22 protein-coding genes are annotated in these 21,516 nt (G+C 62.6%); 10 read left to right on the top strand and 12 right to left on the bottom strand.

What is annotated here, in order from left to right:
* Positions 1 to 45: 45 nt before the first annotated feature.
* From KF712_07395 to rseP, 5 genes are all read left to right on the top strand, one after another.
* Positions 46 to 1,473 carry an ATP-dependent Clp protease proteolytic subunit gene (locus KF712_07395; protein ID MBX3740796.1) on the top strand — a complete coding sequence of 476 codons (1,428 nt, stop codon included), beginning with the start codon at positions 46 to 48 and terminating at the stop codon, positions 1,471 to 1,473.
* Positions 1,470 to 1,952, top strand: coding sequence for a hypothetical protein (locus KF712_07390; GenBank protein MBX3740795.1), 483 nt, complete (start codon positions 1,470 to 1,472; stop codon positions 1,950 to 1,952). Before KF712_07395 ends, KF712_07390 begins: the two co-directional genes overlap by 4 nt.
* On the top strand, positions 1,949 to 2,974 hold the full coding sequence (gene floA, locus KF712_07385) for a flotillin-like protein FloA (GenBank protein MBX3740794.1): 1,026 nt from the start codon (positions 1,949 to 1,951) through the stop codon (positions 2,972 to 2,974). Before KF712_07390 ends, floA begins: the two co-directional genes overlap by 4 nt.
* Positions 2,975 to 2,986: 12 nt before the next feature.
* Positions 2,987 to 3,454 carry a hypothetical protein gene (locus tag KF712_07380; protein ID MBX3740793.1) on the top strand — a complete coding sequence of 156 codons (468 nt, stop codon included), beginning with the start codon at positions 2,987 to 2,989 and terminating at the stop codon, positions 3,452 to 3,454.
* A gap of 158 nt (positions 3,455 to 3,612) precedes the next feature.
* Positions 3,613 to 5,043, top strand: a complete 1,431-nt coding sequence (gene rseP / locus KF712_07375) for an RIP metalloprotease RseP (protein MBX3740792.1) — start codon at positions 3,613 to 3,615, stop codon at positions 5,041 to 5,043.
* Between the two features lie 6 nt (positions 5,044 to 5,049).
* Here the strand turns inward: rseP and KF712_07370 are convergent, their stop codons facing one another.
* Positions 5,050 to 5,946 carry a DUF1080 domain-containing protein gene (locus tag KF712_07370; GenBank protein MBX3740791.1) on the bottom strand — a complete coding sequence of 299 codons (897 nt, stop codon included), beginning with the start codon at positions 5,944 to 5,946 and terminating at the stop codon, positions 5,050 to 5,052.
* Between the two features lie 393 nt (positions 5,947 to 6,339).
* Here KF712_07370 and KF712_07365 point away from each other — a divergent pair, with 393 nt between their 5' ends.
* Entirely contained in the window at positions 6,340 to 6,780 is a 441-nt protein-coding gene (locus KF712_07365) for a hypothetical protein (protein ID MBX3740790.1), read from the top strand.
* Between the two features lie 279 nt (positions 6,781 to 7,059).
* Here KF712_07365 and KF712_07360 read toward each other — a convergent pair whose 3' ends face one another.
* The 3 genes from KF712_07360 to KF712_07350 form a co-directional block, all read right to left on the bottom strand.
* Complete coding sequence (locus KF712_07360) at positions 7,060 to 7,521, bottom strand: tRNA (cytidine(34)-2'-O)-methyltransferase (GenBank protein MBX3740789.1); 462 nt, start codon at positions 7,519 to 7,521, stop codon at positions 7,060 to 7,062.
* Between the two features lie 82 nt (positions 7,522 to 7,603).
* Positions 7,604 to 8,080 carry a hypothetical protein gene (locus KF712_07355; GenBank protein ID MBX3740788.1) on the bottom strand — a complete coding sequence of 159 codons (477 nt, stop codon included), beginning with the start codon at positions 8,078 to 8,080 and terminating at the stop codon, positions 7,604 to 7,606.
* A gap of 34 nt (positions 8,081 to 8,114) precedes the next feature.
* Positions 8,115 to 8,528, bottom strand: a complete 414-nt coding sequence (locus tag KF712_07350) for a GreA/GreB family elongation factor (GenBank protein ID MBX3740787.1) — start codon at positions 8,526 to 8,528, stop codon at positions 8,115 to 8,117.
* 348 nt (positions 8,529 to 8,876) lie between these two features.
* Here KF712_07350 and KF712_07345 point away from each other — a divergent pair, with 348 nt between their 5' ends.
* From KF712_07345 to KF712_07335, 3 genes are all read left to right on the top strand, one after another.
* On the top strand, positions 8,877 to 9,989 hold the full coding sequence (locus tag KF712_07345; protein ID MBX3740786.1) for a patatin-like phospholipase family protein: 1,113 nt from the start codon (positions 8,877 to 8,879) through the stop codon (positions 9,987 to 9,989).
* On the top strand, positions 9,979 to 11,397 hold the full coding sequence (locus KF712_07340; protein ID MBX3740785.1) for a hypothetical protein: 1,419 nt from the start codon (positions 9,979 to 9,981) through the stop codon (positions 11,395 to 11,397). The genes KF712_07345 and KF712_07340 overlap by 11 nt, the downstream gene beginning before the upstream one ends.
* 243 nt (positions 11,398 to 11,640) lie before the next feature.
* The gene (locus KF712_07335; protein ID MBX3740784.1) at positions 11,641 to 12,306 is read left to right on the top strand and encodes a hypothetical protein; all 666 of its coding nucleotides are present in this window, start codon (positions 11,641 to 11,643) and stop codon (positions 12,304 to 12,306) included.
* Positions 12,307 to 12,431: 125 nt separating this feature from the next.
* On the opposite strand, the gene KF712_07330 is transcribed toward KF712_07335, so the two are convergent.
* Positions 12,432 to 13,706 carry a hypothetical protein gene (locus KF712_07330; GenBank protein ID MBX3740783.1) on the bottom strand — a complete coding sequence of 425 codons (1,275 nt, stop codon included), beginning with the start codon at positions 13,704 to 13,706 and terminating at the stop codon, positions 12,432 to 12,434.
* A gap of 77 nt (positions 13,707 to 13,783) precedes the next feature.
* On the bottom strand, positions 13,784 to 14,638 hold the full coding sequence (locus KF712_07325) for an SMP-30/gluconolactonase/LRE family protein (protein MBX3740782.1): 855 nt from the start codon (positions 14,636 to 14,638) through the stop codon (positions 13,784 to 13,786).
* 86 nt (positions 14,639 to 14,724) lie between these two features.
* Here KF712_07325 and KF712_07320 point away from each other — a divergent pair, with 86 nt between their 5' ends.
* Complete coding sequence (locus KF712_07320) at positions 14,725 to 15,561, top strand: GntR family transcriptional regulator (GenBank protein ID MBX3740781.1); 837 nt, start codon at positions 14,725 to 14,727, stop codon at positions 15,559 to 15,561.
* 132 nt (positions 15,562 to 15,693) lie between these two features.
* Here the strand turns inward: KF712_07320 and KF712_07315 are convergent, their stop codons facing one another.
* The 6 genes from KF712_07315 to KF712_07290 form a co-directional block, all read right to left on the bottom strand.
* Complete coding sequence (locus KF712_07315; GenBank protein ID MBX3740780.1) at positions 15,694 to 16,371, bottom strand: MBL fold metallo-hydrolase; 678 nt, start codon at positions 16,369 to 16,371, stop codon at positions 15,694 to 15,696.
* A complete protein-coding gene (locus KF712_07310) occupies positions 16,368 to 16,955 on the bottom strand; it encodes a hypothetical protein (protein MBX3740779.1) in 588 nt (195 codons plus the stop codon). Before KF712_07310 ends, KF712_07315 begins: the two co-directional genes overlap by 4 nt.
* A 43-nt stretch (positions 16,956 to 16,998) precedes the next feature.
* A complete protein-coding gene (locus tag KF712_07305; protein MBX3740778.1) occupies positions 16,999 to 17,547 on the bottom strand; it encodes a plasmid pRiA4b ORF-3 family protein in 549 nt (182 codons plus the stop codon).
* A 116-nt stretch (positions 17,548 to 17,663) separates the two neighbouring features.
* On the bottom strand, positions 17,664 to 17,870 hold the full coding sequence (locus KF712_07300; GenBank protein ID MBX3740777.1) for a hypothetical protein: 207 nt from the start codon (positions 17,868 to 17,870) through the stop codon (positions 17,664 to 17,666).
* A 69-nt stretch (positions 17,871 to 17,939) separates the two neighbouring features.
* Entirely contained in the window at positions 17,940 to 18,380 is a 441-nt protein-coding gene (locus KF712_07295) for a hypothetical protein (protein MBX3740776.1), read from the bottom strand.
* Positions 18,381 to 18,746: 366 nt separating this feature from the next.
* On the bottom strand, positions 18,747 to 21,449 hold the full coding sequence (locus KF712_07290) for a DEAD/DEAH box helicase (protein ID MBX3740775.1): 2,703 nt from the start codon (positions 21,447 to 21,449) through the stop codon (positions 18,747 to 18,749).
* Positions 21,450 to 21,516 lie beyond the last annotated feature (67 nt).

Here is a 21,516-nt window from a genome sequence, read left to right as displayed (position 1 = left end):
CGCGAAAACTTGCACCCATGCGGAGAGTGCTCCATTTTCGGCGTCGTGAGGAACTGGATCCCGAAATTCTGCGCGCTGCTGCTGGCGATGACGCCAGGGCTGGGCCGTGCCGATGAGGCGCCGCCGGCGAAGCCCGCCGGACCGGCGAAAGTGGTGGTGATCCCGGTGAAGGAGCAGATCGCCCCGCCGGAGCTTTATATTCTCCGCCGCGGCCTGAAGGAGGCCATCGACAATGGCGTCCAGACCATCGTGCTGGACATGGACACCCCCGGCGGCCGGGTGGATGTGACCTTCGACATGCTGAAGGCGCTGGAAAAGTTTCCCGGGAAAACCGTCACCTACATCAACAGCAATGCGATCTCCGCCGGGGCGCTCATTTCCGCAGGCACGGATGAGATCTACTTCGCGCCGAATGGCGTGATCGGCGCGGCGGCCCCTGTCAGCGGGGACGGTTCGGACATCGACGAGACGATGCAGGCGAAGATGGTCAGCTACCTGAAGGCCCGCGTCCGCTCCCTGACCGACGGCAAAGGCTACCGGGCGGAGGTCATTTCCGCGATGATCGACCTGAAATCCGAGTTCAAGATCGGGGATGTCGTCATCAAGGAGAAGGACGAGCTGCTTTCCCTGACCGCCCAGGAAGCGGTGAAGGAATACGGCGAGCCGCCCATGCCGCTGCTGGCGGCGGGCATCGCGGAGAACATGGACGGTCTGCTCGACAGCCTCCATGGGAAAGGCAACTGGACGGTGCAGCGGCTGGAGGTCACTTGGTCGGAAAAGCTGGCGCAGTATCTGACCAGCATCGCGCCGCTGCTGATGGCCATCGGCATGGTCGCCCTGTTCATCGAGTTCAAGACGCCGGGCTTCGGATTTTTCGGCATCGCTGGCGGGTTGCTGCTGGCGGTGGTGTTCCTCGGCCACTACGTGGCGGGCCTTTCCGGCCATGAGCCGATGCTGTTTTTCGCGCTCGGGGTGATCCTGGTGGCGGTGGAAATCTTTTTCTTCCCCGGTTCCATCGCCTTCGCGGTGGCGGGGGTCGCGCTGATGCTTGGCTCCCTGGTGTGGTCGATGGCGGACCTGTGGCCCAGCCAGCCGGTCGAGTTCACGGCGGATGTGTTCCTGCAGCCGCTGGTGAGCGTGGGGATCGGCGTGGGTCTGGCGGTTCTCATTTTCATCCTGCTGCTGCGTTTCCTGCCGAGTGGCGGACCGTGGGGCAGGCTGGTGCTGAATGCCGCCGTGGGTGGTGAGCCGGGCGGCCCGCGGCCACTGCTGGCAGGCGGCGGCGCATCCTCCGCCTCCCTCGTCGGAGAGTCCGGCGTGGCTGTGACCGCCCTGATGCCGAGCGGCCAGGTGAGCATCGGCGGCAGACGCTATGAGGGACGGCTGGCGGTGGGCTACGCGGAGGCGGGCACCCCTGTGGTGGTCACCCGGCACGGCGAGTTCAGCCTGGAAGTGGAGGTGATCCTGTCATGACGCTCATCATCCTGCTTTTTGCCGTTGGCATCCTCCTCATCGCCACGGAAGTCATCGTCCCGGGAGCCATCCTCGGCACCATCGGCGGCCTGCTGATGGTTGGCGGGACCGTGCTCGCCTTCCTGGACTACGGGACCGGCGGAGGACTCCTCGCGCTGGGAATTGCTTCCGTGGTCGGGGCGCTGGCCCTGTTCATCGAGTTCCGGATCCTGCCAAAGACGGCCATCGGCCGCCGCGCCTTCCTCACGGAGGAGGTGACCGGCGTTTCCGCAGCCATCGGAAAAGACGCAATCGCCCTGGTGGGGAAACCGGCCGAGGCGCTTACCATGCTTTCGCCCAGTGGCTACGTCCGCATCGACGGACGGCGCTATGAGGCTTTCTGCCAGTCGGGACAGGCCCCGGCAGGCGCGGCCCTCGAAGTCATCGGGGCCGACAGTTTCCGCCTGATTGTCACACAACGCCTAACATCCATCCCATGAGCACTTATCTCGCCGCCATCGACTTCACCATCATCGGCTTCGTCATCGCCGGTATCGCCGCACTGATCGTCGTCGGCATCATCTTCTCCTTCTTCAGCGTCTGGCTGCGTGCCTGGCTGGCCGGTGCCTACGTGGGCTTCACGGAACTCATCGCCATGCGTCTGCGGCAGGTGCCCTACGGCATGATCGTGGACGCGCGCATCACCGCGAAGAAGGCCGGCATCGAGATTCCGATCAATGACATCGAGGCCCACTTCCTGGCGGGCGGCAATGTCATCCCCACCACCCAGGCGCTCATCGCCGCGAAAAAAGCCGGCATCGAGCTGGATTGGGACCGCGCCTGCGCCATCGACCTGGCGACGAAAGGTTCCGGCAAGAGCGTGGTGGAAGCCGTGCGCACCTCGGTGGACCCGAAGGTCATCGACTGCCCCAACCCCGCCACCGGCCGCACCACCATCGACGGTGTGGCGAAGGACGGCATCCAGGTGAAGGTCCGCGCGCGGGTGACCGTCCGCACGAACCTCGACCGCTTCGTCGGCGGTGCGAAGGAGGAAACCATCATTGCCCGGGTGGGTGAGGGTATCGTCACCACCATCGGCTCCGCGGAGAGCTATAAGAAGGTGCTCGAGTCCCCGGACAGCATTTCCAAGGTGGTGCTCCACCGCGGCCTGGACGTCGGCACCGCGTTCGAGATCCTTTCCATCGACATTGCGGACGTGGATGTCGGTGAGAACGTCGGCGCGCAGCTCCAGGAAGCCCAGGCGGAGGCGAACAAGAACATGGCCCAGGCCCAGGCGGAAATCCGCCGCGCCGCCGCCGTCGCGCTCGAGCAGGAAATGGTCGCCCGCGTCGCGGAAATGAAGGCGAAGGTCGTCGAGGCCGAGGCCGAAGTCCCTCTCGCCATGGCCGAGGCCTTCCGCAACGGACGTCTCGGCGTCATGGACTACTTCCGCATGGAGAACGTGAAGGCGGACACCCAGATGCGCGGCAGCATTTCCAAGGGAGACGGCCCGAACGCATAACCCACCTCCGCCATGGAAGAGTTCATCACCAACAACATCAAGATCCTCATTTTCGTGGGGGCTGCGGTGCTGTGGGTCATCGGAAAAATTTCCGAGGCCAGGAAGAACAAGGAGGAACAGCAGCAGGAGCAAGAGCAGTGGAGTCCGGAGGATGACGGATACGACTACGACGAACGTCAGGAACCGGTCCCGCCACCCTACCGGCCATCGGTGCCACCTCCGCTCCCGCGGGCGGTGGCAGCTCCGGACCCCGCCGCGGATGACCGCGAGCTGGCCCGCCAGCGCACGATGCAGGAACGCCTGAGCAGCCTGAGGAAAGAACGGGCCGCCGTTTCGAAGGCCGGCAGAAAGCCCGCCAAGGCAACGCCGCAGCCGATGGTCTCCCCGTCGTCCCTCAAGTCACGCCTGCGCGACCGCCGGGAACTCCGCCGCGCCATCGTCATGCGGGAGATCCTCGATCCCCCGGTGGGGCTGAGGTGAATCCACCTCCGGATGGAGCGCGGACTTCAGTCCGCTTGGCTTCGCGAAGTCCGGATTCTCCGGGGCGGGCTGAAGCCCGCGCTCCATTCCGCCCCCATTTTAATCCACTTGCCGCTGCGTCCCGTGACGCTAGGTTTCGTGGCATCTGACACCCTCCAATGGATACCCTTTACACTGTTCTGAAAGCCATCGGCATCATCCTTGTCGTGCTGTTGTGCTTCAACATCATCATCTTCGTCCACGAACTGGGACACTTCCTCGCCGGCAGATGGCGGGGCCTTAAGATCGACCGCTTCCAGATCTGGTTCGGCAAGCCGATCTGGAAAAAGGAAATCAACGGGGTCCAGTATGGCCTCGGCTGGATCCCGGCCGGTGGCTTCGTCGCCCTGCCGCAGATGGCGCCGATGGAATCCATCGAAGGTGGAACCCGCAATGAGGATGGGAAGCCGCTCCCACCCATCACGCCTCTCGACAAGATCATCGTCGCGTTCGCCGGGCCTCTGTTCTCGATGCTGCTCGCGCTGCTGGCGGCGGTCGGCGTCTGGATGGTCGGCAAGCCCGCCGATGTCATCACCACCAAGGAGATCGGTTATGTGGAAAAAGGCGGTCCCGCGGATAAGGCGGGCATCCGCCCCGGGGATGTGATCGAGGCGGTCAACGGCGAGCCGATGCGGGGATTCGCGGGCACCCTGGACTCCATCAGCGAGAGCGTGATCCTCAGCCGTGGGGACAAGATCGAGTTCACCGTCCGCAGGGCGGGCGAAGCGGAGCCGCTCAAGCTCAGCTCTGGCTTTGAAATCGAGAAAACCGGGTTCTTCCAGCGCCGTGCGTTGCGGGAAGTGGGTATGGCACCCTCCACCCCTTCGATCGTGGAGGCCGTTTCCCCCAACAGTTCCGCCGCGGATGTCGGCCTCAAGCCAGGCGAGGAAATCGTCACCTATGACGGCATCCCTCTCCTGAGTCCCGTACAGCTCAGCGCCTACATGAAGGAGAAGAACTGGAATCCGGTGGAACTCGGCGTGAAGGCGAAAGACGGATCCATCCGCCAGGTCACCGCGACGCCGAAGAAGCCCCTGCCTCCCAATGACAAGTTCCCCATGCTGGGTATCGCATGGAGCGGCCGGAGTGATGTGGATGTCCACATCGTCCACCCCGGACCCATCCGGCAGGTGAAGGACAGCCTGAACATGATGTGGGTCACGATCTCCAGCGTGGTTTCCCCGCAGTCGAGCATCGGCGTGGATCACCTGAGTGGCCCTGTCGGCATCTTCAACATGAAGTTCAAGCTGCTGCAGACCGACAACGGCTGGCGGCGCATCCTGGCTTTCATGGTTCTTTTCAACGTGAACCTGGCCGTGCTGAACATGATGCCGTTCCCGGTGCTGGACGGCGGCCACATCGTCCTTGCCATCCTGGAAAAGATCGCCGGTCGGCCGGTGAAGGCCAAGCCGCTCGAGATCATCCAGACCGCGTTCGCGCTGGCGCTCATCTCCCTCATGCTGTTCGTCAGCTCGAAGGATGTCAGCGACCTCTTCAGCGGTGGAAAGAAAGCCTCCAAGGTCGTCTTCCCCGCGGCCCCCGCCAACTGACCCACCTCACAGCCCCGCGGCCTTTCTGAGGTCCGCGGGGAACTCCACCAGCGGACGGATCTCCATCCGCCGGTAGAAACACTCCGCCGCCTCCGACTGGATCTGGATCTGTCCGGAGGTGAGCGGAGTTTCTGTTTTCGTCTCCTTGTCCACGGCGGATGCGTTGCGCAGCACCAGCACCACGGTGCCGTTCACTACGTGCACCGCATCCCGGCCGACCACGTAGAGGTCGAGCGTGTTCCACTCCCCATGCGGTTTCTCGAAGTCGCCGCGCAGGTGTGCCACATGGGCCTTCGTCACGCCCTCCATCTCCGCCTCACCGAAGCGGCGGACCTCCCCCTTCGGATCATAAAAGAAATCCTTCTCCACCTGGACCGCACGGATGTCCGCGCGGGTGCCCGCCACCTGCCAGAAGTCACCCATGTCGCCCTCCTGCACCTGGAACTCCAGGCTCTTCTTCCAGTTGCCGCCGCCCGCGCCATGCTCGCCCGTGCAGTGGTAGAGGATGCCGTTGTCCCGCACCCGGTCCAGCCGCGGTTCCCACTTCAGCTCGCCCCATTTTATCTGCGTCCGCAGATGGTAGCTGGTGAACGTCTCCGTGGTGGTCAGCCCGCCCCAGATTTCTCCGGAAATGCGCAGCACCGGCTCGCCATCCTGCATCTTCATCGTGAAGACGCCCTTAGGATCATTGCCCAGGCCGAGCGGGAGCTTCTTGCCTTTCTCATCCGCCGGCAGGTCGGCGGGCAGTCCCTGGATCGATGGATGCGGCCTGCCGAGCCAGACCTCCCAACCGGTCATCTTTTCGTTGAGGAGGGGCCGCCAGTCTTGCTCCGTGGCGTGCGCTAGACCCGCCGAAGCAAGGCTTATGGTGAGGAAGGATTTGGCGTAAAAGCGGAGTGACATGGATCGCGTCTATCGAAGCCTTCGTCCTTAGAGAAGGAATTTCAGATTATCCAAGCGATCCAAGGGATAAGTTTCACAGGGTTGCCCATATGCAGGGGGCCGAAAATACCCGATTTTTCGGCTACCCAAGTCCTTTAACCGCCCAATCTGGTTTTTCCATTTCAACGGTTAGATGATTTTCAGGAGGAAAATATGTCTATACCCCCCTAGACATTATTGTCTATTCTAACCCTAGACAATTTTGAGTAGGGAGGCCTAGACAATAATGTCTACCAAAGAAGACGAATAACTTATGAAGATGAAATGATGAAATAGACTAATAATCTAATACAAGCAGCGCGTGGACTCTGATGTGTTTGCCACAGGATGCAATATTCGCGACTGTTCCTGCAAATGACAGCGAAGAAAGCAGCCAAGAAATCCACGAAAAGCAGCTCCGAAAGCGGTGACCGCAATTTCGAAAACCGATGGCATCCGGCTATCAAAAAAGAGGGGTTCACTCAAGTTAGCAATTTTTTCTTAGAGAACTATCACCGACTGAAGCCCTACCCATTGACCCACGGAGAAGCAATGTTTGTGATCCACCTGATGCAGTATAAGTGGAGCGACGCAGCACCTTTCCCTGCTTACAAAACCATTGCCGTGAGAATGGTTGTTTCGCACAAAACAGCACGAAGGCTAGCGGCGAGTCTCGAGGCAAAAAAATATCTACATCGGGAAATGAGGAAGGGTGCAACCAACCGCTTCCATTTTACGAAATTAATGGAAGCCCTCGTAGATCTGAAAAGTGAGCAGCTGATTGCGAATAAGGGATCTCGGAAAACCATCAAATAAAACCTTCCAAGGTAACTCTATGATCCAAGAAATCACAATTCTATGCTTGGCCCTGACCCTTATGGTCGCGTGGATAAAAGTCCCGTCATTAAAGGTGAGAAATTGTAGACCTGCAGATCGACGATCATCGTTCACTTCACTGCTGATGCTATTGCTGCAACAACGAACCGAATCTCGGTGTAAGCGATTATCTCCCAATACCAATAGGAAGCGTCGTTTGAGCGGTCCAATAGGGCTTCAACGAAAGAGTAAATAAACCTGCTCTGAAAAAAATCCGAGCTACCACTCCGGCCCCTGCTGCCGCACCGCCTCATACAACACGATGGCAACCGATGTCGCCAGGTTCAGGCTGCGGGTGCCACCAGGGGCCATGGGGATGCGCAGGCCATTGTTCCCCGCGTCGCGGACGATCTCTTCCGGCAGGCCTTTGGTCTCGCGGCCGAAGATGAGGTAGTCGCCCGCCTTGAACTCCGCAGTCCATGGTGAGCGGGTGGCCTTCGTGCTGAGGTACCATTTCCGCGCGGCGGGATCCGCCCCGGCGATGAAGTCGTCATAGCTCTCCCACACGTGGAGCTTCACATCCTGCCAGTAGTCGAGACCGGTGCGGCGGACGTACTTGTCCTCCAGCGAGAAGCTCAGCGGCTTGATGAGATGGAGGGTGGAATCCGTGGCGAGGGCGAGACGACCGGCTGCCCCCGCGTTGTGCGGGATCTCCGGATGGACGAGGACGATGTGGAACATGCGGAAAAGGAATGTGGCGGGGATCTCTCCACCGCCACATTCAACATTCCGTGGGATCTTGCACTTGAATTTCCTCCACGGCTCAGACGGTGGCGAGCGGTGAGGCGGCTTCGATGATGGCACGGATGCCTTTCTGGAGCTTGGCGACCTCCGCATGGGGGATTTCCGAAAGTCCCTGGTGGATGCGGATGATCGGGGCCGGCTCGGTGCTGTGGATCCACTCGAACGCGGGCACGTCCAGCTTGCCGCGCAGGTGTTCCTCCACCTCACGGCGGAGATTTTCCGCGACGTACTCCGTGTTCAGGAAGACGACGAGGCGGCCGCCCTTCGCGGAGACGGGTTGCAGGTCGAGGATGACGGTGACTTCCCCGTTGTTGAGATCGCGGTCGATGCGGAACACGGTGGCGTTCTCCTGGTAGCCTTCCGGAGTGCGGCCACCGACGGATGGAATGGCGATGACATCACCGATGGTCGGCAGTTGGCCGGAGTCATGGGACCAGCGGTCGATGACGGCCTTGCCGTCGTTGAGCTGGATGTGGACGTTGTGTTGGTTGCTCATGCTATCTGTTTGTTTTTCGTTTTTGTTCTGTGTTTCAGGAAAGGGGGGCGAGGTCCGTCTCGCGCTGCTTGCGGACTTCGGCGATGCGCATCTGCCTCATGGCACCATTGGCCTGCCATGAAACGACGCGGCCTTTTTCGTGTCCCAGAATCGCCAGCGAGACGGGGGCGAGGACGGAGATGCGGCCTTCCGCCGGATCCGCCTCATGCGGCATGACGATGCGGAGGCGGAAGTCATCCGTCGCATCCGACGGAGAGAGCAGGATGACTTCGTCACCAAATCCCACGCGGAGATCCAGCGATGCCGGATCAGCCGTTGCGGATGCGAATGCGAGGTATCCGGCCAACGCGAGGCGTTGCTCATGCGAGGGCTTTGGAGGAGTGGCGGTGAGGTTGTGGATGGATTCGAGGCGAGCAAAGTCCGCCTCACTCAAAAGAGGTGAGTTCATGGGAAAGCGATGTACGTGATTCCACCGGAAACGGTCCGGGAACCGGTTGGTTGGCGGGTGGCCTCAGACAGTCTCAGGAAATGAATCCCATGAAGGAGACTGCCCGCTCACGCCCGGAAGGCGGACAACCGGTGCGCGCACCAGCCTGCGACGCCGGCCTTCATGGGGCGGCGGTAGCTGGAGCGTTGGTTGATGCGGTTCGACATCGGTATCAGTTAAAGCACGGGACGCGATCCGCGTCAAATTGAAATGAGCCCGCACACTGTGACTGCGTGACCGTCAGGGCATTCCGGCTGCGGATTTTATTTCGGATTTCACCGGGAGCGCGGAATTGTTAGGAGAAAGCCCATGGATCCACGGACGCTGCAACCGGAACCGCGTGCAAGGCTGCTATCCTTCGACGGCGGGGGGATCCGCGGCTTGTTCGCGCTCCAGTATGCGAAGCGGATCGAGACGCTGCTGCGGGAAAAGACGGGCAACCCGGACATGGTGCTGGCGGATTACTTCCACTACGTGGGTGGTACCAGCACGGGGGCGATCATCGCCGCGTTCGTGTCATGGGGGCTGCCGATGGCGGAGATCGAGCGGCTCTACCGCATCAACGCCGCGGCCATGTTCCAGAAGTCCGGCCTGTTGAAACGCTTCACCAGCCACCGCTTCGTGGCGGAGGGCCTGTCGCGGTTCCTGCGTGACTTCTTCGTGGAGGATGATGGAAGCCCCGCCACCTTCGGAACGAAGAAGCTGAAGACGCTGCTGCTGGTGGTCACGCGCAACGCTTCGACCGGTTCCGCGTGGCCGCTGTCGAACAACCCGCAGGCGAAATACAACAACCTGGAGTCTCCCGGAAACAACCTGCAGATCCCGCTGTGGCAGCTCGTGCGGGCCAGCACCGCCGCGCCGACTTTCTTCCCGCCGGAGATCCTGGAAGTGAAAGGGGAGGCGGGGAAGCCACTCGTCTTCGCGTTTGAGGACGGGGGAGTGACCCCTTTCAACTGCCCCGCCTATCTGCTCAGCATCATGGCCACGCTGCCGGAGTACAACCTCTGCTGGAAGACGGGGCGTGAGAACATGAGCGTCGTCTCCATCGGCACCGGTGGCACCAAGCTGGGCCGCGGGGACCGGCTGTTCGTGGATGTGCTGGCACAGGCGAAGAACCTGCCCTCATCGCTCATCGGCTCTTTCCAGCAATACCAGGATCTTCTCTGCCGCGTGAACGGCGAGTGCCGCTTCGGCCCGCCGGTGGACGGCGAGGTGGGCGACCTGATGCGGCCGAACGGGGAGGGGAAATTCCTCTACGCCCGGTATGACAAGGTGTTCTCCGGAGACGACCTGCTGGCCGCGGAGAAAGTGACGCGGAAGGGCTTCACGCTGGATAACCTGGAACTGATGGACTTCCTCATCGAGCGGGGGACCGCCCATGCGGAGGAAACGGTGAAGCTTTCCCACTTCGATGAACTCTGAAACCCGCCATGCCTTCCGGCGGATCTGGCTGGTCGGCTTCGCCGGGCACCGGAAAGTCGCCGACCCCGCCGCGCTGAAGGCGGTGATCCGGAAGGAGCTGGAGGATTTCGACGCGGATCTGGACGGAGAGGTGATGGGCATCGCCAGCGCCGCGGCGGGTGCGGACCTGCTGTTTCTGGAAGCCTGCGCGGAACTGGGCATGAGGACGGTGGTGATCCTGCCATTCGGCCCGGAACGGTTCCGCCAGGATTTCGATGATCCGGAAGAATGGGAGCGATCCACGCGGCTGGTGGATGCCGCGCTCTGGAGCGAGGTGGCGCCGGGAAATGAGGAAGCGCCCGCCGCCTACCACATCGTGGCAAGGAGGATGCTTGAGGTCGCGGACCGGATGCTTTTCGCCTGGGACGGACAACCTGCAAGGGGGCTGGGAGGGACCGGCGAAACCGTGGCGGAGGCGGAGCACTGGGAGATCCCCGCCCGGATCATTGCGACGGATACGCTGGAGGGGCGCTGGCAGGGCACACCGCTCGCGGCGGGTGGAGATCCGGCTTTCCAGGACCTGCCTGCGGCGGGGACGATCGCGGAACTTTTCACGAAGCTGGATGAACGGGCGGTGGCGAGTGCGCCGAAGTCCCGCTGGTTCGCGGCCGGGTCCATGTCCGTGAACCATATGGCCACCTTCCTGCAGGCGGTGCTGGTCCTGCTCATCCTCTCCGGAAAGGAAATCGGCGCGGCGATCAAGTTCGTGCTCGCGCTGGTGGCGATGGCGCTGCCGTGGGTCGGCTCGAAGCTGAGGCTCCAGGACTGGGTGGCGGACCGGGTGAGGGCGGAGCTGCTGCGGTCGCTGCTGGCGTCCCATGAACCGGGCAGCCCGCTGCACCCACCGGCGGCGGAACTTTTCGAGAAAGACCGGACCTTTCTCCGCAGCGCGGCGCTGTATCTGGTGGCGGAACGCCGTGGATGGGAAACGGCGCGTGACGCCTATCTCCGGGAGCGCGTGGATGGGCAGCTCCGCTTCTTCAATGCGAAGGGGGAGAAGGCGAAGCGCCGCATGAGGATCTTTGGCACCCTTTTCTGGATCGCTTCATGGGCGGCGCTGGTCTTCACCGGTGCGGCGGTCTTCATGAAAGTTCTGAAGACTCCGGTTTCCGAATCCTGGGACCGTTGGGCGATGGAGTTCATGCCCTCCGTGCTGCCGGGCATCGCGGCATGGACGCTCGCGATGATCTCCGTGTTCGAGTTCCGCCGCCAGGCGCAGCTCTACACCCAGATGGAGGCGACCCTCCGCCGCCTGCGGCCCACGCTGGCCGCGGCAAAGTGCTCCAGCGCCGCGGAACGGGCGATCCAGCAGATCGAACGGCTGCTGCTGAACGAACTCTGGGAGTGGCAGGGGCCGCGCAGGAAATGAACTGATCCGGCCAGCCCGGCGAAAGAAAAGGAATCTCCTCCGTAACCATCGCGGCGGCCGTCTGGAATGGGTGTGTGGGCAGGCGTCATGTGCGTTTTCGATATCAACTGGTGTGGAACCGGTTATGGACCCGGAGATCACTACCCACTACGAAGATGATCAAAGACCTCTTGTGGGCGCGGCGGTGCATCCGAAGTGATGCCGCCACGGCCGGGTGAGTTCATAACCCATCGATCCATCCCAATGAAATCATTCCCAACCCTGCTGGCTGTTCTGGTTTCCTCCGCCTGCCTGCCTCTGTGCCAGGCGGCGATCATCGCAAGTTATGACTTCTCTTCAGGTCTTGCCTCCGGCGACAGCGAGACCACCTCAACTGCTTCAGACATCCAATCCGGAGGCGGTCTCGGTGCCGTCGCCGACGGCTGGGGACGGAGCGGCACGTTGAGCGATCTTTACATCCGTAGCAGCGTGACCTCGGACACCCTCACCCCGGACGACTATATTTCCTTCACTGTCACCGCGGATCCCGGGACGTCCTACAACTTCACGTCGCTCACCTTCAAATATTCGGTGCAGGTGGCGACTTCCGGACCCGTTCCGATCAGTTCCAACGCCGTGGTGCGTTCCAGCCTGGATAACTTCGCGACGAACCTCGGAACCTTTGCCGTCATGAGAACCGCGAGCGGAACCACCACCCTGAGCCCGGGACCGTCGGTTGATCTTTCCGCTTACACGAATGTTTCCGGAGCCGTGGAGTTCCGGATCTATGTGTTCGATGACGTGGACGCCATCGGCAGCCAGAGCCGATTCGATAATATCATCCTGAACGCAACCATCGTTCCGGAGATGTCCGGAGTTTCTCTGGTCGCATTCGGCTCGTTGCTCCTCGCGTGGAAGCGCCGGCGCTGATTTTCCTCGGACCGATCTCCAGCCTCGGGCACCGTGTCAAAGACATGGCTGGAACTGGCCGCCGGATGCCAATGGGGTTGACGGCTGCGCTTTCAATGTGACTGCGGTGGAAGCACCACCACCCCTCACTGCCGGTTCTGCAGCTCCTGCACGCGGCGGGCGACCATCCGGGTGACCTGCTCCGGGAGCTGGTGCGCCTGGACGAATGCCTGGGCCTTCGCCGTGTCCGACTCCAACCAGCGCCAGAGCAGGCGTTGGTAGGTGGCGTTGCGCTGCCCTTCATCCGTGATGCGGGAAATGGTGTTCGCGGCGATCTCGGGATCCTTGCCCGCCGCGTTCCTGACGAAGTCCCGCACCACCCCGTCGTTCACATCTCCCGGGTAGCGGTCCATCAGTGCCAGGGCGGCCTTCGGATCGTTGGAAGCCTCGCGGCTGACCACGCCGCCGAGTGCGATGCTGCGCTGGTTCCCGGCAGGGAGTGTGTTGAGCGAAGCGATCGCGGAGTCCAGATCCTTGCCCGCCCATGTTTCATAGACATCATCCAGCCGCCGGTTGGAGGCCTCGCCGGGGTTCTTCACCAGCCAGTCGGCGGTGCCTTTGGGATCGACGTCGGCCAGCGGTTCCGCCATCCGCATCATCGCCCCTTCGCGCAGGCGTTGGTCATCCAGTGCCATGATCCAGTTGCGGGATGCCTCCGGACCTTGCTTCAGGATGTGCTGCATCATTCCCGCCAGGGCTTCCCCGCGTTGCTCGCTGAAGGGCATGCCCTTCAGCAGCTCCGTGGCACGCGCCGGGTTGCTCTCCGCGATGCCGCGGATCACGCCGACGAGGAAGGGATTCGCTCCGGTTCCGTCGAAATTCGTTTCCGCCCAGCGGAGGGCGGCATCCGGGTCCATGCTGGCCCATGAGGAGAGGATGGTGTTGGAAGCGAATCCGCCCTGGGTGTTGTTGCGGGCGTATTCCAGCGCGGCGAAGGGATCGACTTTCGCCCACGCGGAAAGAAGCATCGAATACTCGCCGAGACGGTTCTGGGTGATGCCCAGGGCGCGGAACTGGGCGATGACTTCCTCAAACTCCCCCGGAGCCAGTTGGTCGATCAGAGCCAGCAGGGCGCGGCTGCGGTCGAGCTGGTTCTCGCCGCGCATGATGGCCTCCATCCTCTGGAGCTTTTCCGCCATGGGCGCGTTCCTGCCGTTGGGACGGGCATCTGCCGATCTGGTGGATCCCGGGCCACCCTCTCCGGAAGCTGCCGCAGTTCCACCCGGACGGACCCGCTCCGGCCGGGAAACTTCGGCTTTCGCCGCCGCGGCATCCTCATCCGAGGAGATCCGGCCGACGATGAATCCCCCCGTCGCGACGACGACAAGGCCTGAGATGACGACGACGGGGCTGGCTTTCATGGGTTTTGCTTGGATGGGTTTGGGAGAAAACGTCCTCCGGAGGAGAGACTTATCAACCCCGGGATATTCCGGAAATCTCAACCGGCGAAGGCGTTCGCGGGAACGCCCTTCACCCCGAGGCCGCGCACGACGAACAACCGCCCGCCATGTTCTTCCTCGATCTTTCCGTGGATGCCGGTCGTGACATACAGATCATCCAGGTCCGCACCGCCGAAGGCGCAGGATGTCGTCTCCAGCGCGGGCACCTCCACCCGCCGCAGTTCCTTGCCGGATTCCGCGTCAAAACAGGCCACGCAACCGCCGTGGCAGAACGCGACCCACAGATTCCCGTCCGCATCGATGGTCATGCCGTCCGGGGACGCGTCGATGTGGGAGGTGTCCGCCACCGTCCGCATGTTCCGCAGGTGTCCGTCCGCTTCATAGTCGAACGCCATGATCTCCTTCCGTGGCGTATCGATGTAGAAAACCGTCTTCCCATCCGCGGACCAGACGATTCCGTTGGAGTTCGTCACCGGGCCGAAGGCTTCGTGCAGCGTCAGGTCGGGATCGAGACGGTAGAGCCGGGCGTCCCCCGTTTTTTTCACCAGGCTGATGGTACCGGCGAAGAAACGTCCGTCAGGAGAGCACTTGCCGTCGTTGAAGCGGTTGTCCGGCTTCTTGTCCGGCTCCGGGTCCGCGATGGCGGTGAGCTTCCCGCTTTCCGGATCGAGGAAGGAAATGCCGTTGTCCCCGGCGATGACCAGCCCGCCGCTCTCCCGCGGCACCACCGTGCCGACGCGCTCGCCCACCTCCCAGGAGGTTTCTTCCCCTGTCGCCGGGTTGAAACGCCACACCTTGTGACCCTCGATGTCCACGTAGAGCAGGGCATCCCCCCACCAGACCGCGCCTTCACCCCACTTGCTCCTCACTGTCCCAACCGGTTCAACAATCAAAGTCATGCCCCTTTCATCGGCGCGCTGGCGGAAGATTTCAATGTTCGATGTTGGACGGGTGGCATGGGATGTCCCATCCTGCCGCCATGCCGCAGATTGGCCAGCGCGCCACCCTTCCCGTTCTCCGCGAATCCAAGTTCGGCCTCTACCTCGATGGGGGGGACCTGGGGCGCATCCTGCTGCCCACGCGGGAGATGCCGGCGAATTGGTCCGTCGGTGCCTTCATCGATGTCTTCCTCCACCACGACTCCGAAGACCGTCCGGTGGCGACCATGAAGCAGCCGAAGGCCATGGCGGGGGACTTCGCGAAGCTGAAATGCGTGTCCGTCACCGGCGTCGGCGCGTTCATGGACTGGGGCCTGGCGAAGGACCTGATGGTTCCCTTCCGGGAGCAGAAGACGCGCATGATCCCGGGGAAATCCTACCTCGTCCATGTGTTCGTGGATGAGGAAACCGGCCGTTTGATCGGCACCACGCGGCTCACCCGCCATCTCGACAAAACCCCGCCCCCATGGCGCGGCGGGGAGAAGGTGGAGATCATCCTCTTCGCCAAGACCCCGCTCGGTTACAAGGCGGTCATCGGGAACACCCACACCGGCCTGCTCTTCGCGAACCAGGTGTTCCAGGACGTGCAGCCCGGCGAACGCTTCACCGCCTACATCGCCGACCGCCGTCCGGACGGGAAAGTCGATCTCACCCTCAATCCTCCGGGCCGGCAGCGCGTGGACGACCTGTCCGAACAGATCCTCAACGAACTGAAAGCGCGCGGCGGCTTCTGGCCCATCGGCGACCACAGCTCCGCGGAGGAGATCAAGGAGGAGCTGGGCGTCAGCAAGCGCACCTTCAAGCAGACCATCGGCGCGCTGCTCAAGGCACGGAAGATCACCGCGGACGGGAAGGGGATCCGGCTCGCGGCCACGTGACGGACGCCTGCTGGTTTTCCAAGATAAGCCAGCCTTCCGGAACTGGACCGCGGAATTTATTCCGCTTGGATTCGCATGGCTCGATTCTCCGGGGCGGAATGAATTCCGCGGTCCCAGTTTCGCCATCAGCCGTTATCGTCGTGAGAGCTTCCGGAGCCTCTCCAGATGGACTCCGGGCGGCGCATCATCCCCGTGGTTCGGAACCACGCCACGCAGCGGAAGATCGAGTGCCTTTCCCACACTGGGCGGTATGCGGCTGCTATCTTCATTGAAGAATCGGGGCGGGAGATGGGTGAAACGCTGATAGCTGGCGAAAAGATCCCCGCAGAACAGCAGCCCCAGCTTCTCGCAGAAATATCCCGTATGCCCCGCGGTGTGGCCGGGGAGATGGATGGCCCGCAGACCGTGCCAGACATCGAGGAAATCCCCGTCGTCCAACAGACGGTCAGGAGTGAACGGCCTGAACCCGAACAATGGTCTTCCGATCCTTTCCAAGATGCCCGCGACCTTTGACCAGCCGCCATACCGCGGGCGACCCTCATAGTGGGCCGCATCCAGCCTCGGTGCGGCGATCCACGCTCCATGCCTTTCCGCGATTCGGGCCACATTGAGGATATGGTCGAGGTGTCCGTGTGTCACGATCACGCCTAGGATCGGCTCCTTTTCCCAACCCCGCGCCGCGAGGTGTCTTTCCAGCGCCCTTTCCCCGCCGATGAATCCGGCATCGACCAGATAGAGGCCGCGGTTGTCACGCAGCACATGGAAGGCCACTGGGAAATTCCGGACGGTCAGCAGGCCATCCACATTCATGGAGGTGTGGGCAGCATCTTGGCAGGCACCTCCCCGGGAGGGAACACCCTCGGCTTGTTCTTCACGATCCAGGAACCGGCGGTGGGGATGTAGAACAGCACGATCAACACTTTCACCACCACCAGTCCCGTCACCGCAGTGCCTGTGGTGAAAAAAATGACGACCAGCACGAGGAGCATCGCCGTGAGAACGACGGTCTGCACCAGCCAATTCCCCCAGGACGTACCGATGGTGAACCGGCAGCGGGGATTGACGGATGCGGCGCGGGATGCGAGCAGCCGCACCAGCGCATTGTAGCTGGCACTGCGGTCCTCGAAGTCCATCATTCCCCGGAAGTGCTCGTTCTGGAACGCACCGCAGCGCCCGCTGGCATTGTAAAGATGGCATTGGTAGCGGTTGCGCTGCATCCGCGTGGGGGAGAACAACAGCCGCACCTCTTTCAGGGAGGCCAGAGGAATGGGCATCGCCGGGTATTCCCCGGAGGCCACCCACAGCACATCGCCTTTCAGCGACCACCGCTTTTCAGGTTCCAGCACGGAGATGCGGCAGGCATGCTCTACGGTCAGGGGTGGTGGCAGGCTCATGGACTTCGGGGGGGGGGAAATTTCCTGTCGTGGCCGCGGATGCTCAGCGCCGCTTCCGCTCTTTCTTCGGGGTGAAGTCCACCTTCTCCGGCTCGAACTTCTCCGGCTCGTATCCCGGGTTCATCCAGCCGATCTCGCCATGCAGCGCCTGCATGTACTGGAAATGCCCGCCGAAATCCTCCGGCGGGCAGGCGCGGCCACCGTCGATGATTTTCGGCCCGCCTTCGCCCTCCTCCTTTTTCTCGAAGACCACTTCATGGATCCATTCGTCGGCGAAATCATAGCGGTAGAGCAGCCGCATCGGCAGCTTCTTCTTGCCGATGTAGTCCGCCAGCGTGACCTGCGTCTCATCCTGGAACTCGCCGATGACCCCCTGGAGGCCGACGGGGCCGATCACGTCCACGAGCCGCTTGCCCTTGCCGTGGCGGAATTCATGGGGACTCTTGTTCTCCCACCCCATCGCCGCCTGGATCGCGTTGTGGAGATCGAGGAACGTCGCCTCCACGGAAATGGAGAAGCGCCTCCAGATCTCCGGCTTGATGCCATAGAGGAACACCTTCACCACCACGCGGCCGCCTTTTTCTTTCGACATGCCGCCAACATGGAAAATCCGCGCGGAAGGATCAAATGGGAATTCTCCGCGTCCGGGCGGGACACGGGCATCCGGATCCACGCTCCGTCAACAGGAGCGCCCGGCTTCCCCGCGGATCAGAATTTCCAGCTTCCCTGGGAGGTCGGTGGGAGCGGCGAACCTTCCTTGGTCTGGCCGGAAGCTTCGAGATCCTCCGATGGGGCGATGCGGTGCTGGCGGATCTTCGTCTCCTGGTCCCCCGGTAATTCAGGCCGGCGTTCCGTGGCGCAGGAAGCGAGGAACAGGCAAACGGCGGCACAGCAGAACAGGGCGGATTTTGTCATGGACGGGAATCTAACGGATGGGCGCGGAACTTGCAAACCGCTTGTTCAGGGTCACGCGGAAAAAGGCGGTCAGGGTGCCGCATCCTCCCGGGGAGGCAGGGGGAACTGGATTTCCAGGTAGCCCTGGGGCAGGTCGTTGAGCATCGCCGCGCCCTTGTATTTCTCAGGATCCTTCGGGATCCACAGCTTGTGGGTGAAGCCCATCTGGATCCGCCTGCGGTCCGCCAGATTCTCAGTATCCTCCGGCTTTGCGGGCAGGACGTCGCAACGCATGGGGGAGATGGAACCGTCCGCCATCCGGATGCGGAAGTTGGCCTTCGCCGGATCAAGGGTTTCGCCCGCCTGCGCCGCCTTGAGGAACGCGGCGATCATCTTCACCCCGCCCACATCCTCACCGGGCATCTTTTCCGCGAACTTCGCGAACTCATCGTAGGGAAAGGCATTCGGCTCCGCGGCGGAAAGTGAGCCTGCCGCCACCAGGGAAACCATCGCCATCAAAAGGATGCGCATATCCCACACCCATACCGCTCCGTGCCGGTTCCGTCGAGAAGTATGGGCCGGTTCCGTCTCATTCCTGAAAGCTCAACGCCCTGCGATGATCCTCACCGTGACGATCACAAACGCAACGAGCGCGAGGATCTCAAGGATGATCAGAAACAGGGGAATACCTTTCCGGGTGGGTTTCATACGGGAACAGGAGCCAGTTTGCGCAATTACAAAACCCCATTCAATAGGTAAAAAAGAAGGAAAGGGAAGAACGGAACCGGAGAAAGGCATCCACCTTCGGATTTTCCGTATGGATCCGGGGATTCTCCGCTTTCGGGCGAAGCGGGGACTTTGAAAAATGCGGCCTCTTCCTGCGTCAGGGAATGCCACTCACTTGTCCAGAAGACCACGGATCATCGTGGCATCCAGACGGCCTGAGATGTCCGCATCCGACAACAGGCCTGCGGCGAGCTTCGCCTTGTCCTGCTGGAGACGGTGGATGCGCTCCTCCACGGTGTCCTGGCAGAGGAGCTTGTGGACGAAGACCGGCTTGTCCTGGCCGATGCGGTAGGCGCGGTCCGTCGCCTGTGCCTCCGCTGCGGGGTTCCACCACGGGTCGTAGTGGATGACCGTGTCCGCTGCTGTTAGATTCAGCCCGGTGCCGCCCGCCTTCAGTGAAATGAGGAAAAGCGGCGCCTTTCCGGTCTGGAAGTCCTCCACCAGCTTGCCCCGGTCCTTCGAGGCTCCGGTGAGCTTCAGGTAGGGGATCTTTTCCCGCACCAGATGCTCCTCGATGAGGGACAGCATGGAGGTGAACTGGGAGAACAGCAGGATGCGGCGGCCTTCCTCGATCAGCAGCGCCAGCAGCTCTGTCAGGAAATCCAGCTTCGCGGATTCCCGCACGTCATTGGAAAACTCCGCCGGCAGCATCCGCGGGTCACAGCAGATCTGGCGGAGCTTCAGCAGAGCGTCCAGGAAGACGATCTGCGACTGCTCCACGCCCCGCGCGGCGATGGCCTCGCGCACGCGCTTGTCCATGGTGGCGCGGACGGTTTCGTAGAGGTCCTTCTGGCCGCTGTGCAGCTCGATGAGATGGACCAACTCCGTCTTCGGCGGGAGTTCCTTCGCCACCTGGTCCTTCGTCCGGCGGAGGATCAGCGGGGCCACGCGTTCTTTCAGCGCCTCGTTGCGGTCCACGTCGCCTTCCTTCTCGATGGGTTTCCTATAACGCGTGTTGAAGGTGTCCTCACTGCCTAGGAAGCCGGGCATCAGGAAGCGCATGAGGCTCCACAGCTCCCCCAGGTGGTTCTCCACCGGCGTGCCGGAAAGGCAGAGCCGGTGGGAGGCGTCCAGCCTGCACGCCGCCTGCGCCACCTTCGAACGCGGGTTCTTGATGTACTGCGCCTCATCCAGCACGACGAGGTGGAAATGATGTTCCCGCAGCCTGTCGATGTCCCGCTGGAGCAGCGCGAAGGAGGTGAGCACCACGTCCGCATGCGGGATGGAGCGGTGGTATTTCCTCCGCTCCGGGCCGTTCAGGATGAGCACCCGCAACTCCGGGGCGAACTTGAGCGCCTCCGCCCGCCAGTTCGGCACCACGGACGTCGGTGCCACCACCAGCACGGGCCTGCCTTTCGAATGGCCTGACTTTTTCTCCGTCAGGATGTGGGTGATGGTCTGCAGCGTTTTCCCCAGGCCCATGTCATCCGCCAGGATGCCATGCAGCCCGTGCCGTGCGAGGAACTGCATCCAGTGGAAGCCCGCAAGCTGGTAGTCCCGCAGCGTGGCCCGGAGACCCTCCGGCGTGGGGATCTTCTCAATGCCGGAAAAATCCCGCAGCTTCCCCGCCAGCGCCGCGAGATCCGGCGGGGAGTCGAGGCCCAGCTCCGCCACCCCGGCCAGCGCCACCGCATCCAGCGCGTGCAGCTTCGTTTTCCCCGGGAACTTCGGATCGATGAGCGCGGAAAGGTGGTGGAGGATCTTCCGCACCCGGCCGATGGGCAGGCGCAGCGCGTCCCCGTCCGGCAGGGGGGCATAGACATGCCCGTTGTTCGGCCGGTCCAGCGTTTCCTCCAGGAAGGCGTTCTCCAGCAGGCCGGCGAGGATGGGCAGCAGGTCGTAACGCTGGCCGGAAACGTCGAACCCGACGGAAAGGCTGAACCAGCCGCCGTCCCCGGGAGACAGCGCGGTTTCCCAGTGGTCCGGATCCGCGTCATGCACCCGGTGGCCTACATTGTCATCGACCACCACGGTCCATCCCAGCTCCTGCAGGCGGCCGACCATCTCCCCGCGGAACTGGTGCCAGAAGGCGTCGGTAGGCACGCGCCCGGGGTCCGGGAACCAGCGGTCCGGCGTCTTGACCCCGGCATTTTCCTTCGCCTTGAGGTTGAGGAGGAACCTCCATGAAGGGTTCGAGTGGAGGGAGGAAAGCCCGGTGTCCCGGAGCTGCTGGGCGGCACATCCCTCCGCGCCCGCGTCATGCTGGATGAGCGCGGGTTGGCCGCCGTGGCTCACCAGGCTGGTCCACTCCGGCGCGGCGGAACGCAGCGGACTACGGTGCTTTTCGTAGATGGCGAACGCCTCCGCGGAGATCCACATGTCCGGCTCCGCCTGGCCGAGCGACTGCAGCAGGAGTCGCGTCGCACGGTCCGCCGGCTGGCGGGTGACATGCAGCTCGAACCGCGGCTCGATCTCCAGCAGGGGAAGGTCATCCGGAGGACTCTTCATCAGCTCGCGGGCGGAGGGGAGGGGGGCGGCTGCCTCCTTCGCGGGCACGCGGCCCACCAGGCGGGTCGCGTCCTTTTCCTTCGTCGCCCGCAGCAACAGGGCGGCGGCATGGTGGCAAAAAGACCCCACATCACAGCCGCAGGACGTCTCCAGATCCCAGATGCCGTCGGTGTCCCACAGATCGACCCGCACCTCCTCCCCGGCGATCACGCCGGAAATGGCGACGGAGGCGGGATCCGGCCCGACCACCTTGAGGTCACGCGTCTTTCCGACAAAGGAAGGCGCCACGGCGAGGATCTCGTCGTCGAAGCGGTCCTTCCACCGCCCGGCAGCGAGAAAGGATTGGATGGATTCGGTATCTGCCAAGGGTCCGGGCGCAGACTTTCACATGTTCGCGTGAACGTCTAACGGAAAGAAAAACCCGCGGCCGCAT

The sequence above is a fragment of the Akkermansiaceae bacterium genome, from assembly GCA_019634595.1.
In the GTDB taxonomy this organism is placed as follows: domain Bacteria; phylum Verrucomicrobiota; class Verrucomicrobiia; order Verrucomicrobiales; family Akkermansiaceae; genus Luteolibacter.
This window is presented reverse-complemented; position numbering and strand designations above follow the sequence as displayed.